We start from the raw sequence: 12,155 nt of genomic DNA on the forward strand, positions 1-12,155 counted from the left end.
GATAACTGTAATTGTGGCTATGTCAACTAGATTTAGTCTGATGCCCAAGAGATATACAGCCAAGTTGTTTGTAACTTGTCACCGACTGAACAGCTACGCTTGGCAACCCTGATTCTAAATGAGCTAGTCGAACAAAACTTGTCAATCATCGACCAAAGTGATACTTGGACTGAGCAAGATCAGGTTGATCTAACATCCTTCTCCTTAGAGTACGCAACTTCAATTTTCCCTGAAAGTGAGGAGACAGTTTAGTGACATTCAACTATCGCAGACTAACCCAACAGCAACTAAGTTGGGCAGCTTTGGGTTAGTTTTGCTTGCAGATAATCAATGAAGTCCAGAATTTCTGTATCAGTGAGTTGTAAGCGCGATCGCTTGCCATATTTTTGCTGCAAATACTCCCTTCCCTGCTCTGGAGTCCAATTTAATTGGGCTAAATATGTGTCACTTTGAGCTATCAAAACTGCATTAATTTCTGATGCCGTTGTATTAGCAGATATTTGAATTGTCTCTTGATTTAAATTGTAAATTCTATTAATTTTTAAACTAACTTTTTGCCCTAAAGCTTGCCAGTCTAATTCCTTATGTCCATCCCAACTAACATCTACAGATCGATAAGTTACCGGATTATAAATTGTACAAAATACAATTGTTTTCTCTCCAGGACTAACTGCGATCGTCAATGGATGATGCAATTGTTCAGAAGTCAAGGCATCAAGTGAAAGCAACAAACTTTTAGAAAAGTAAGATTCACTTCCTGAGCGGATAACATAAGGTTTTTCTGCCAGAATATGCAAATCAGTTTTTTCTGTTTCTCCATGTGAAGTTTCCACTTTTTTATTAACTTCTATCCCTGTTATCACCCCAGTCAAGGCTCTCTCATAAATTGGTATTTGTCTTGTATCATCGGATAGCATATACCAGCAATGATCAGATTCTTTGCTGACAAAAACATATTGAGGTTTTGGTACTGCTCCAAATCCTAATTTAACTTCCATATTTTTGATGCAGGTTTTGGTAAATATATTTATTGAGCAACCAGCCTTGACGATCTGTACCGCCAAGCGATGAGTTCCTTTATAGATATAATTCCCTCGCCAGGAAGCAAATTAACATTAAGATAACGAAAATTCCGAAATTTGGTGAATCTACGATAAAGTATCTGGATCGACACCAAGTGCATTCAACCTTTCAATTAACATTTTTACTTTTTGTTCTGCTTCCACACGTCGCTGTTCTTCAAAAGCTGTGCGTTCTTCCGCTTCCCTGATGCGTTCTTCTGGTGTTAGCAATCTTTGTCCTTCCTCGTCATACCAGTACAGCCATTCCCGCACTATACCTTGATAAATTCCCCGTTCTCGCCCAATTCCTAAACCAATCTCTGGTAGCCAAACGGGATTTCCTGAGATTAAAATATATTCCCCATCAACTAGCTGATATACCTCCAAAGGTGTCTTTTTACGCCGAAGCGGACTATATACAACGTAGTATAAGATTCCTAATTCTTTGGCATAGAATTCTTTCTTGGTGCTATATTCTTCTCGATAAATTTGAGAAACAACTTCTAGTGCTAAAATTGGCGGCTTATTTTCTTCCCACAGCACATAACTTAGGCGTAAATCTTCATCAATAAAGCGTTTAACACCTAAGCTGAGAAACCCATCAGGGACAACGGCTGTTTTATCTGGGTGATAATAAATACCCATGTCAACACCAAAAAACCAATCCCAGCGATCGCACCAAACTAAAGCCAGTGTCGTTTTCAACAAGCCGGGAATTAAATTTTGGAGTTCATTATCCACAGGGGTATCATTTGAGTCTGGTAACTCTTCGGAAGATGGCAAACAATGCAGTGGATTGTAGTTTAACATGAGCGGTTTTGCCAAATCTGATTCTAGATAGATTGTAAGTAATCTATGGATGTGCGATCGCAGCGCCAGAATAAAGAACCATTTTTAGCGATGCCTGTGGATTTTTCTTCAGTATTCACAAACTTGTGATTACAAAATCTTACATTAAATTCGTGGTTTTTCACTACTGACTACCAGAGTCCCTAACTGACAATAGCAAGAAAGGGCAGAATATAAGCAAAACCTAATGTTAGGATTTTTTCAGAAATATCATCTGCAATCAGTTCATGACTAATGTTACCGATGTCTACGACGGGCTACGCGCTGATTTTGATAGCCCTTGGAAAGAAATTATAGAAGTTTATTTTCCCCAAGCAATGCATTTCTTTTTTCCAGAAACTTCTGCATTAATTAATTGGGAGCGTCCCTACGAATTTCTAGATAAAGAATTTCAACAAATAACTCGTGAAGCCGAACAAGGTAAGCGATATGCCGATCAATTAGTCAAAGTTTGGCAAACCCAAGGGGAAGAACTTTGGTTATTAATCCATGTCGAAATTCAGGCACAAAAAGAAGATAACTTTCCCAAGCGGATGTTTACCTACAACTTTCGCATATTTGACCGCTTCGATCGACCAGCAATTAGTCTTGCAATTCTATGCGATTCAAACCGCGAATGGCGGCCAAATAATTACAGTTACAATTATCCCAATACTCGCTTAACTTTTGAATTTGGCAGTATTAAACTTTTAGATTACGAAAATCGCTTTCACGAGTTAGAAAATAGCGATAATCCATTTGCAACTGTCGTCATGGCGCATTTGAAAACGCAGCAGACACGCTCATCACCCGAACAACGCAAAATATGGAAATTTAGCTTAATTCGCAGGTTATATGATTTGGGCTTAGAAGAACAGGATATTCGCAACCTATATCGATTTATCGATTGGGTTATGATATTACCAAAGGCATTGGAAAATCAGTTTTGGGAAGAGTTTAAAGAATTTGAGCAGGAGCGGACTATGAGATATGTAACTACAGGTGAGCGCATCGGCTATGAGCGGGGAAAACAAGAAGGTGAACAAAAAGGTGAACAACGACTTATTTTAAAATTACTACAAAGACGAGTGGGAGAATTATCACCAGAATTGCAAGAGCGCATCAAATCTCTTTCTTTAAATCAATTAGAAACCCTTGGCGAAGCTTTGTTAGATTTTACTGCTATGGAAGATTTACTTAACTGGTTGCAAACAAATTAATCAGCGATGAGTCTTTTTACTTTACCGAATCAAAAATTGCGAGTGAGTAATAAAAAGGGCAGGTACAAAACCCGCCCTCAAAGCAATAAAAATTTAGACTAAACTAGCGATCGCAATTTAATTACCAATATCGGGCGCACTCAAAGAAACCTTGAGTGTTTCGTCTTTTTGCTGTGCTAATGTCGGCACGGAATCACGCAATCTTGCCGTCAATTGTACAGTTGTCGCGTCATACATTTGAGTCAGCAATTTTGGATAGAAACCAATCCCAATAATTGGAATTAACAAACAGGCAATGATAAATACTTCACGGGGTTCGGCATCTATCAAAGCTTGGTGAGAAACTAATTCCTTGTTTTCTTCTCCATAGAAAATTTCGCGCAACATCGACAGCAGATAAATCGGAGTTAAAATTACTCCCACTGCCATCAAGAACACCACAATGACTTTGAAGGTAGAGGTATAAGCATCGCTAGTAGCAAAGCCGACAAATACCATTAATTCTGCTACGAAACCGCTCATTCCTGGCAATGCCAAAGAAGCCATCGAACAGGTAGTGAACATGGCGAAAATCTTCGGCATTCTCTTCGCAACACCGCCCATTTCATCCAACATCAGGGTGTGGGTGCGATCGTAAGTTGCGCCAACCAGGAAGAACAAACTCGCCCCAATTAACCCGTGAGAAACCATTTGCAATACTGCCCCACTCAATCCCAAATCGGTGAAGGAGGCAATGCCAATCATCACAAAGCCCATGTGAGAAATTGAAGAGTAGGCAATTTTTCGCTTCAGGTTGCGCTGGGCAAAGGATGTCAAGGCAGCGTAGATGATATTAACTACCCCCAAAACCACCAACACTGGTGCGAAATAAGCGTGGGCATCAGGCAGCATTTGGGCATTCATCCGAATTAAGGCGTAACCGCCCATCTTCAAGAGAATACCTGCTAATAACATGTGGACAGGGGCTGTAGCTTCACCGTGGGCATCAGGTAGCCAGGTGTGTAAGGGAATAATCGGCAACTTGACGGCGTAGGCAATTAGGAAGCCCGCATAGAGGGCAAGTTGGAAATTCAGGGCGAAATCTTTTAAGGCGAGCGATCGCATGTCGAACGTCACCGTATCGCCGTAAAATCCCATTGTCAGGGCAGACAGCAAAATAAACAGCGACCCGCCAGCAGTGTATAAAATGAATTTAGTCGCTGCATATTGCCGTCTTTTACCTCCCCAAATCGACAGCAGAAAGTATATCGGTACTAGTTCTAGTTCCCACACCAGGAAAAATAACAGCATATCCTGGACGGCGAACACGGCAATTTGACCGCCATACATCGCCAAAATCAAGAAGTAAAATAGCTTGGGCTTGAAGGTGACAGGCCAAGCTGCTAAAATCGCCAGCGTGGTAATGAATCCAGTCAAAATAATTAGGGGCATGGATAAGCCATCTGCCCCTACTGACCAATTCAAACCCAATTGTGGTACCCAAGGGTAACTTTCCACTAACTGCAAATCTGGATTGGAGAAATCATACCCAGTATAAAAAGCATAAACAATTAGTGCAAAATCTATCAGCCCCACGATGAGGGAGTACCAGCGCACTGTTTTGCCTTCTTTGTCAGGGATGATGGGAAGAAGTAGCGACGCGGCTATCGGAAACAGAATAATCGTCGTCAGCCACGGAAAATTAGCTATATTCATCACAATTAGTCTGCTATCAAAATCATGTTTGGCAAAAAGTCACTAGTTATTAAGTAACAGCTTTTTGGGGATTTCGTCTTCCTCGTTAGGTTGATTTAATTAAATTGACAATCCCCGATTTTTTCTCTTGGGTATCTTTTTTGACACTTAAGGGTGCGGAATGTGGGTTGTGATACTCCCAGTCGAGTCAAAATTCTACCCTCAAAAATCCGATAAAATTATAGTTTAGTGGTGCGATGTCTACAACAAGCCGCTCCGCCTCTACACGTAACCTATCTCATCACTAAAAATACAAGATGCTGTTTAGTGTTGATTCGGTACAAAAAAGCATCACACGAGAAATAACACTATGATAATCGCACAAATTGAAAGTCAGATTCGTTATGTCACCAACGTAAATGGAGAAACAACAGATGTACTCGTCCCTGTAGAACTTTGGCAACAGCTTATAAGTTCCATAAATTCTGATAAAGTCAGTGGTTTAGCTTGGATTGATGAACAAGAACCAAAAGCACAAATATTAGCCGATTTGCAAGAGTCCGTGCGACAAGCAGCAACAGGACAAACTTTCCCAGTTTCAGAGCTTTGGGACGATATCGAAGCCTAGATTTATGGCAGAAGTTCGTTTTACTCCTCCCTTCAAACGTCGTCTCAAAACTCTGACTAAACAATGTCTGTACCATCAGCTTCATGAATGGTAGCAGAGACGCAAATAAGAACATTAAGCTGCATATCTAAGAATCTCCAACTCTGCTCCATTATTAATAGCTGACTCTGCTTTTTCTAAAACCTGTTCAGTAACTGCATCACTTAAATAATATTCACCACAGTTATCACAAATTTCTGCTGGAACTTTTTTTAAAACGATAATACATTCATCTCTTTCTAATGTCACAGTTACTAAACCCGGTTTAGTTTCTCCATGCTGACAAATTACGCATTTCATCATCTTTGTCTCCTAGTTTTAAAACCATTTAACCAAATATTAGCATCAGGAATATAAGCTGTTACTACATATCCCGTATCTGTAGCTTCATCGTAGGAAAATACAACATGAATCGGCTTACCTTCTATAAAATCCAATATTTAGATAACTAGGGTAAGGTGTATCATTAGGATTTTCTTCTATCACTTCTCCATAAGAAATCACAGTTTTTACATCTTTTTGACTGATGCGACGATAAAACATTTGTTGGATAGCATGACGGGAGAAAACTAAATTTTCGCAATACATACATGAATTATTTTTAAATTATAATTAGTGATAAACTTATTATTTTGCTGAATCTTGGGCTTATATTAATTTTTCTCTTAAGCGATCGCCCAGAATACCATATCATTTATCTACTGTGTAGTCTGTCTCCCATAGCAATAACTTCATGCCTTTCTCCGATTTCACTAATCCTTACCAAAATCCGGCTAACATACCACAGAACTATCGCCAGCACCCAAATCTTCAGAAACTTCTTTTGTCTGATGGTTCTGGTAAATATGTACGTCCGCTTGAAGACCCCGTGACAATATGGGCAATTCAGATTTTAGAACAGGAGTATGGTGTTCCACTAGACGCAATGGAGCTAGAACTTTCCAACATAACTGCATCTAGGCAGATGTTTGGTAGGTCTGATCTAATCATTTATGATGATCGCTATTTTGGCTCTGGCACAGGCTTAGATGTAGCTTTCATCATGTTAGAAGCGATGGAACCTAGCAAAAAGTTTGAGGGTAACGAAGAACTGGGATGGAATTACCATTTCAAACAACTAGAAGTTTACATGAGTGCTTCACCATCTGCCCGTTATGCAATTTTAACTAGTGGTAAACACACGAAAATTTATCGTCGTGACCTTGATTACCCAAGAAAATTAGAACCTATTGGGGATTTGCCAAAGTACGAAAGCGCTCGTGAGGCAGCAAATCATAGTCCTTACAAAGTTATCTATAATACCAGTAAACCAGATGATATTCAAACTAGGCTACAGCCTTTAACCCGTGATAAGTTTCGGGAGGTTTTGGGAGATACGCGTTCTGGTTGTCACTCAATTCTCAGAGATAATGAGGGTTTGCAGCCACAAGAAGCCGTTGATGCAATGGTTAAATTCTTGTTTGCTAAGTGGTATGACGAACAGGCAACAATTGACTTGGTAAAGCAAACAGGAGAATCACGGGCTTATGTATTTAGTGTTAGTAATGAAACTGACCCAGAACGTTTATTAGTTCAAGTAAGAGATACTTTTGAGAAAGCAAAGCAGTGGGAACGAGAAACACTAGCGAAAAAATTTGGTGATGATTTGGGTGTGCGTTTGGCTTTTAATGAGGGTGATGTACTGCAATTCAAGCCTCACACGACAATGGAAATCGTTAAGCGTTTACAGCCTTGGAGTTTGCGAAAATCTTCAGCAGATGTCAAAGGTGGAGTGTTTGAGGATTTTTTGAGTAAGACTTTCCGCGATGATTTGGGGCAATATTTCACACCTACACCAGTAATTAATTTAATGGTGGGAATTTTGCAACCTACAGTAAATGATTATGTTGGCGATCCTGCTTGCGGTTCAGCGCGTATGTTGACGCACGTTTTGGATTATGTGCGTAAGCAGGAGTATGCAAAAGCAATAGCAAATAATGGTGGTAGTGCTGAAGGGATTAATCCTGAAGAACCAACCCAAGAGTTTATCAAGTTTCGAGATAATCATTTATTTGGTGCTGAATATTCTCGAACTGTGATGCACATAGCGCGAGTTAATACTTTAATGAATGGCGCACAATATGCTGATTTAAAGGTAATGGATTCGCTAGAGCGATTGGGTAGTATTACAGGAGGAATTACAGAGGGGCTTCCAGAACGTCCAGGGTTTTATCTGGGAGGGTTGACAATGATATTAACTAATCCTCCATTTGGTTCTAAAGTGACAAATGAAAGTGTTTTGAAAGACTTTGCTGGACGAGATGGAGTTAGTAAGAAAAAGGGCAAAGTTGTTAAAAGTATTCCCCAAGAAGTAGCTTTCCTTAATCGCTGTATTGAATTTCTAACACCAGGGGGAAAGTTAGCAATTGTTTTACCCGATGGGGTATTGGCAAACAGTTCAATGCAGGATATTAGAGATTGGATTTTACGTTGGGCAAGATTAAAAGCAGTAATTAGTTTACCACAAGCTACATTTGCGCCTTATGGCGCGGGTGTGAAAACTAGCGTGATTGTTTTAGAAAAGCGTGAAACACCTTTGTCCGCAGAAGCTCAATTAGAACTAGGAAAGGAAGTTATAGAAGCTGATGAAGATTATGAAGTTTACATGGCTCGAATAGATGATATTGGTTATGATGCTACAGGTCGTTTTAGTGTACCTGAAGACAATGCACATTTCCCTATTGAAGTAATAGAAACAGTTACAGACTTTGAAAGCCTAGCAGGATGGTAATGGATATTAATAAACATGATATCAAGCGATTTCTAGTTAAATCAAGTGATTTGACTAGAAAAAAACTTTTTGTTGAATTTTATCAACCTAAATCTCAATTTCTATTTAACAAACTGCATGAATGTCCATATCCTCTTCATTCCTTAAAGAAATTAAGTAACCGGATGTTTGACGGCCCTTTTGGTAGTAACCGTAAAGTTGATATGTATCAGGATAGCGGAATACCTTACATTAGAGTTAAGGATGTTCTACCTTCAGGAATTTTTTTAGATGAACTTAAATACATATCTCAAGAAAAACACAATGAGTTGATTCGTAGCCGTGTAGTTCCAGGAAATCTTTTGATAACAATAGCAGGTAGACTTGGAACTGCTGCTGTATTTCCTGAAAGTCTAACAGAAGGTAATATTACAGGTCATATTGTTGGTTTAGAACTTTCAAAAAAAGTAAATCCTTATTATGTTGCAACATTTATTAACTCTCAATTGGGTGAATTTCAAGCTATTAGATTAGGACATAGAACAACAAGACCAGAATTGAATTTATCTGAAGTTGGAGAGTTTATAATCCCTGTTCCTCCTATACCTGTTCAAGATTGCATTGCTCAAATAATGCAGAATGCCTATTATACACATCAAGAAAAGCTACTAGCTGCACAAAACTTAATTGTAGGAATCCAAGAGTATGTAATTAAAGTAATTGGAATTAAAAATGTCTTACCAAGAAGTCAAAATCGTTTTCTCATTAGGCGATCACAATTAAATCGCTTTGATGTCCGTTATTTTTTACCATTCTATACTCAGCTAGAGCAAACAATAGAAAATTCAATATACCCAACAAAAACTTTATCTGAGATTTGCATAAATATAGTCAATGGATTAACCCCCGCTAAAGACGGTTATACAGAAAATGGCTGCGTAGTAATAAAAGTTTCTAGTCTTACAAAAGATTGGAAAATTGAATGGAAAAAAGTAGCTTTTACATCAAGAATATTTTTTAAAAAAGCTAAGAAAGCATACGTAAAAGATGGAGATTTACTTTTACTTTCAGCTTCTCATCAATTGGACTATATTGGTGGAAGTTTTGGCTTGGTAAGAAATATTCCTATTGAATATCTTGATCAATGTATGGCAGTTGGTGAGTTAATTATTGTTAGAGTTAACCATCAAATCGTACTGCCAGAATACTTACTCACTTGTTTTATCATTAAGCCTATTCAAGAGCTTATCAACCGAATGTCTAGAGGTCAAACTGCTCACCTTTATGCAGAAGACTTGCAACATCTGCGCGTTCCCTTACCGCCTATGAAAATTCAGCAAGTAATCGTAGATGAATTAAACAGGCGACGTAATGAAGCAAATCGTCTGTATACGGAAGCTGAATACTTGCTGACTGAAGCAAAAGCTCGTGTTGAACGCATGATACTAGGAGAAGAAGAGGTTACATGAAGGAGGGCAGCAAGTACCAGCCACTCCTTGAATTTTTACGTGGCAGTAATCAAAATGAAATAAATTTATCATTTGCTGACATTGAGACTTTAATAAATGATACTTTACCCAATTCAGCAAAAAGTAAACGGGCGTGGTGGAGTAATCGTAGCAAAGGCGCATTACAGGCTTTGTCCTGGATAGAAGCAGGATATCGCGTTGGGGATGTTGATTTTGATAAGCAATGCGTTACTTTTCGCAAATTTACTACTAGCGAACAAGTGCAGCTTGTAGATGGAAAAGTGGTATGGAATAGCAAATCAATCAAGGCATTACGCCTCCAAATTGGTTTAACACAGGCAGAATTTGCACAAGAGTTAGGTGTACGCCAGCAAACAGTTAGTGAATGGGAAAACGGAATCTATGAACCAACTCGCTCAAAGTCAAAACATTTAGACTTAGTTGCAAAAACAATTGGGTTCAAATATGAGGTAGGAAGTTAATCATTTCAGTTTTGACATTTACATGGTTAACAGGTATATTGTCAGGATAGCATTTGCTTCTGGCAGTAGTCAAGCATGAATATTCAAAACACCGAACCCAAAGCCCTCTTCCTCTCGCCTGACGGCAACATATACCCCGATAACCTAATTTGCACTGGCATCATCCCCGCAGAACTCGACGGCAAACCCTGCCCCCATTCCCAAGCAGGGCGCTTTCCCGGCATCAAACCCCTTAATCCTGAAGACTCAAACTACACCATCGACAAAGGAAAACCAGGCGACCTTTGCCCAACTTGCGCCAAACAACAACTTGCACACCTTGGACACTGGCAAGGTCACAGAAATCAAAAATTCCCTGAAGAACTTCTATCATTGCGCTTGTTCAAGTGCCGGATGTGGCTATGGCTAGTTGTCCCAGGACTCCACGACCATGATGCAACCCAGCTTTTAGCACAAAAGCTATGAGATGAGAGTGTTTAGAAGCGATGAAAACACACTCACACTTACCGCAACCAGGCAACAAAATTACAAATCTTGTCAAAAGCCAGCAAATAAGTTTCCGAGGCTTCCTGCTGGCTCTTGGCTCCCTAACAAAAGGAGACATTAACCATGATAAAACCAGTTATTGCCCAAAATCATCCTTGGGTGATAGTAAAAACTGTAGTTATTACCCAATCTCACACCGTCGCCCGTTTTGCTAACCGCCAAGATGCAGACGACCATTTAAGATTTTTGCGTCGAACTATTCCCAACGGAGGTTTTGAGATTATGTTTGAACCGCCAGATGATGTAAAAGATATTGAGGAATAGCTCGTACAGTGGTTTAATTTGAGAAGCGATGTCTACGACAAGCCGCTTCCGCGTCTACGCCTAGCCCAACCGGAGCATTGCTAAAAATGTATGATGCTGCTCAGTTATTCTTAAAAAAAAGCATCATACATCCATTAAAGGACACCGCAAATGCAAATTACCATCGAAATACCCGATGACATTGCCCATCAACTCGCTAATACCCCTGACCAACTTTCTCGCCGCGCCTTAGAATCGCTGGTGGTTGAAGCTTATCGCCATCGGCAAATTTCTACTGCTCAAGTTCAACGTCTGTTAAATCTTTCTTCTCGACTTGCTACCGATGCTTTTCTTAAAGCCTATGAAGCTTACCTACCCTACACCGTAGCTGACTTAGAGCAAGACTTGCAAGCTATTGACCAAGCAATTACTCAGCAATGATAGTTGTTTGCGATACTTCACCTTTGTGCTATCTCATCTTGATTGATTGTGTTGAAATTCTGCCTCAACTTTTCGGCCGCATCACCATCCCCAATGCCGTCTGCACAGAACTTCTTGCCGAAGGTTCTTACATCCAAGTTCAAAACTGGATTGCCCAACCTCCAAGCTGGTTAGAGATTCAAACTACCACGCCTCTATTACCCAACTTATCTAGCAAACTTGGTATAGGTGAGCAAGAAACCATTTCTCTGGCTGTCCAACTCAACGCCGCCCTGATTATCTTAGATGATATGGATGCTCGACAAGCAGCGATCGCACAAGGTCTTAATGTCACAGGCTTACTCGGTGTTCTTTATCGTGCAGGAACCAAAGATATAATTGATTTTCCTAACGCCATTTCTAAATTGCAATTAACCACCTTTCGTGCATCTTCTGCCCTCATCCAAAGTTTTTTAGATCGTTATTACCAAGAACAAGGTTAATTTTGCCACTCTTGCTCTGCCAATGAATGAAATACAATTCTTGTCATTGTTAAGATGCACAAACTCGTCGAAACACTTCTTCAGCCGGAATACCAGTAATTTGATTGGTGTTCATATCTTCATCACGCTTCTGGGCTTCTTCAGCCCAACTAGCCGCAATTTCTTGATCTATTCCACTTTCTTGACCCAATCTTTCCAGTAATCTTGCTAATAAAATCACTTGAGAATCTTTTGGAAGTGCAAGAACTTCGGCTTCAAGCTGTTCAAGGGTCATAGTGAGTACCTTTTATTCT

Annotated in this window: 15 protein-coding genes; 9 read left to right on the top strand and 6 right to left on the bottom strand. The window is 39.7% G+C overall.

Annotation, left to right across the window (positions count from 1 at the left end; translation table 11 throughout):
* Window positions 1-287 precede the first annotated feature (287 nt).
* Both GTQ43_RS21535 and GTQ43_RS21540 read right to left on the bottom strand, forming a co-directional pair.
* Complete coding sequence (locus GTQ43_RS21535; RefSeq protein WP_265274778.1) at window positions 288-998, bottom strand: hypothetical protein; 711 nt, start codon at window positions 996-998, stop codon at window positions 288-290.
* Between the two features lie 150 nt (window positions 999-1,148).
* Window positions 1,149-1,871 carry a Uma2 family endonuclease gene (locus GTQ43_RS21540; RefSeq protein ID WP_265274779.1) on the bottom strand — a complete coding sequence of 241 codons (723 nt, stop codon included), beginning with the start codon at window positions 1,869-1,871 and terminating at the stop codon, window positions 1,149-1,151.
* A 266-nt stretch (window positions 1,872-2,137) separates the two neighbouring features.
* On the opposite strand from GTQ43_RS21540, the gene GTQ43_RS21545 reads away from it, so the two are divergent.
* Window positions 2,138-3,109 (top strand): DUF4351 domain-containing protein, encoded by a 972-nt coding sequence (locus GTQ43_RS21545; RefSeq protein ID WP_265274780.1) that lies wholly within the window; start codon window positions 2,138-2,140, stop codon window positions 3,107-3,109.
* Between the two features lie 117 nt (window positions 3,110-3,226).
* On the opposite strand, the gene ndhD1 is transcribed toward GTQ43_RS21545, so the two are convergent.
* Entirely contained in the window at window positions 3,227-4,804 is a 1,578-nt protein-coding gene (gene ndhD1 / locus GTQ43_RS21550; protein WP_265274781.1) for a photosynthetic/respiratory NAD(P)H-quinone oxidoreductase subunit D1, read from the bottom strand.
* A gap of 349 nt (window positions 4,805-5,153) precedes the next feature.
* Here ndhD1 and GTQ43_RS21555 point away from each other — a divergent pair, with 349 nt between their 5' ends.
* Window positions 5,154-5,411, top strand: coding sequence for a hypothetical protein (locus GTQ43_RS21555; RefSeq protein ID WP_265274782.1), 258 nt, complete (start codon window positions 5,154-5,156; stop codon window positions 5,409-5,411).
* Window positions 5,412-5,525: 114 nt separating this feature from the next.
* On the opposite strand, the gene GTQ43_RS21560 is transcribed toward GTQ43_RS21555, so the two are convergent.
* Both GTQ43_RS21560 and GTQ43_RS41815 read right to left on the bottom strand, forming a co-directional pair.
* On the bottom strand, window positions 5,526-5,753 hold the full coding sequence (locus GTQ43_RS21560) for a type II toxin-antitoxin system MqsA family antitoxin (RefSeq protein ID WP_265274783.1): 228 nt from the start codon (window positions 5,751-5,753) through the stop codon (window positions 5,526-5,528).
* 114 nt (window positions 5,754-5,867) lie between these two features.
* Window positions 5,868-6,038: a DUF4258 domain-containing protein gene (locus tag GTQ43_RS41815; RefSeq protein WP_414859129.1), complete on the bottom strand. Its 171-nt coding sequence runs from the start codon at window positions 6,036-6,038 to the stop codon at window positions 5,868-5,870.
* A 145-nt stretch (window positions 6,039-6,183) separates the two neighbouring features.
* On the opposite strand from GTQ43_RS41815, the gene GTQ43_RS21565 reads away from it, so the two are divergent.
* From GTQ43_RS21565 to GTQ43_RS21595, 7 genes are all read left to right on the top strand, one after another.
* Window positions 6,184-8,220, top strand: a complete 2,037-nt coding sequence (locus tag GTQ43_RS21565) for a class I SAM-dependent DNA methyltransferase (RefSeq protein WP_265274784.1) — start codon at window positions 6,184-6,186, stop codon at window positions 8,218-8,220.
* Window positions 8,220-9,668: a restriction endonuclease subunit S gene (locus tag GTQ43_RS21570; RefSeq protein ID WP_265274785.1), complete on the top strand. Its 1,449-nt coding sequence runs from the start codon at window positions 8,220-8,222 to the stop codon at window positions 9,666-9,668. The genes GTQ43_RS21565 and GTQ43_RS21570 overlap by 1 nt, the downstream gene beginning before the upstream one ends.
* Window positions 9,665-10,150, top strand: a complete 486-nt coding sequence (locus GTQ43_RS21575) for a helix-turn-helix domain-containing protein (RefSeq protein ID WP_265274786.1) — start codon at window positions 9,665-9,667, stop codon at window positions 10,148-10,150. The genes GTQ43_RS21570 and GTQ43_RS21575 overlap by 4 nt, the downstream gene beginning before the upstream one ends.
* A gap of 75 nt (window positions 10,151-10,225) precedes the next feature.
* Window positions 10,226-10,615, top strand: a complete 390-nt coding sequence (locus GTQ43_RS21580) for a hypothetical protein (protein WP_265274787.1) — start codon at window positions 10,226-10,228, stop codon at window positions 10,613-10,615.
* 144 nt (window positions 10,616-10,759) lie between these two features.
* Window positions 10,760-10,960, top strand: coding sequence for a hypothetical protein (locus GTQ43_RS21585; RefSeq protein WP_118162829.1), 201 nt, complete (start codon window positions 10,760-10,762; stop codon window positions 10,958-10,960).
* A gap of 150 nt (window positions 10,961-11,110) precedes the next feature.
* Window positions 11,111-11,380, top strand: a complete 270-nt coding sequence (locus GTQ43_RS21590) for a UPF0175 family protein (protein WP_265274788.1) — start codon at window positions 11,111-11,113, stop codon at window positions 11,378-11,380.
* A complete protein-coding gene (locus GTQ43_RS21595; protein ID WP_265274789.1) occupies window positions 11,377-11,862 on the top strand; it encodes a DUF3368 domain-containing protein in 486 nt (161 codons plus the stop codon). The genes GTQ43_RS21590 and GTQ43_RS21595 overlap by 4 nt, the downstream gene beginning before the upstream one ends.
* A 49-nt stretch (window positions 11,863-11,911) precedes the next feature.
* Here the strand turns inward: GTQ43_RS21595 and GTQ43_RS21600 are convergent, their stop codons facing one another.
* Entirely contained in the window at window positions 11,912-12,136 is a 225-nt protein-coding gene (locus GTQ43_RS21600) for an addiction module protein (protein ID WP_152588362.1), read from the bottom strand.
* Window positions 12,137-12,155 lie beyond the last annotated feature (19 nt).

Origin of the sequence: Nostoc sp. KVJ3 (assembly GCF_026127265.1) — a bacterium.
In the GTDB taxonomy this organism is placed as follows: Bacteria; Cyanobacteriota; Cyanobacteriia; order Cyanobacteriales; family Nostocaceae; genus Nostoc.

Excerpts from the sequence above, each read along its gene's own strand:
- GTQ43_RS21535 (WP_265274778.1), bottom strand. The coding sequence starts at position 998 with ATGGAAGTTAAATTAGGATTTGGAGCAGTACCAAAACCTCAATATGTT.
- GTQ43_RS21540 (WP_265274779.1), bottom strand. The coding sequence starts at position 1,871 with ATGTTAAACTACAATCCACTGCATTGTTTGCCATCTTCCGAAGAGTTA.
- GTQ43_RS21545 (WP_265274780.1), top strand. The coding sequence starts at position 2,138 with ATGACTAATGTTACCGATGTCTACGACGGGCTACGCGCTGATTTTGAT.
- ndhD1 (WP_265274781.1), bottom strand. The coding sequence starts at position 4,804 with ATGAATATAGCTAATTTTCCGTGGCTGACGACGATTATTCTGTTTCCG.
- GTQ43_RS21555 (WP_265274782.1), top strand. The coding sequence starts at position 5,154 with ATGATAATCGCACAAATTGAAAGTCAGATTCGTTATGTCACCAACGTA.
- GTQ43_RS21560 (WP_265274783.1), bottom strand. The coding sequence starts at position 5,753 with ATGATGAAATGCGTAATTTGTCAGCATGGAGAAACTAAACCGGGTTTA.
- GTQ43_RS41815 (WP_414859129.1), bottom strand. The coding sequence starts at position 6,038 with ATGTATTGCGAAAATTTAGTTTTCTCCCGTCATGCTATCCAACAAATG.
- GTQ43_RS21565 (WP_265274784.1), top strand. The coding sequence starts at position 6,184 with ATGCCTTTCTCCGATTTCACTAATCCTTACCAAAATCCGGCTAACATA.
- GTQ43_RS21570 (WP_265274785.1), top strand. The coding sequence starts at position 8,220 with ATGGATATTAATAAACATGATATCAAGCGATTTCTAGTTAAATCAAGT.
- GTQ43_RS21575 (WP_265274786.1), top strand. The coding sequence starts at position 9,665 with ATGAAGGAGGGCAGCAAGTACCAGCCACTCCTTGAATTTTTACGTGGC.
- GTQ43_RS21580 (WP_265274787.1), top strand. The coding sequence starts at position 10,226 with ATGAATATTCAAAACACCGAACCCAAAGCCCTCTTCCTCTCGCCTGAC.
- GTQ43_RS21585 (WP_118162829.1), top strand. The coding sequence starts at position 10,760 with ATGATAAAACCAGTTATTGCCCAAAATCATCCTTGGGTGATAGTAAAA.
- GTQ43_RS21590 (WP_265274788.1), top strand. The coding sequence starts at position 11,111 with ATGCAAATTACCATCGAAATACCCGATGACATTGCCCATCAACTCGCT.
- GTQ43_RS21595 (WP_265274789.1), top strand. The coding sequence starts at position 11,377 with ATGATAGTTGTTTGCGATACTTCACCTTTGTGCTATCTCATCTTGATT.
- GTQ43_RS21600 (WP_152588362.1), bottom strand. The coding sequence starts at position 12,136 with ATGACCCTTGAACAGCTTGAAGCCGAAGTTCTTGCACTTCCAAAAGAT.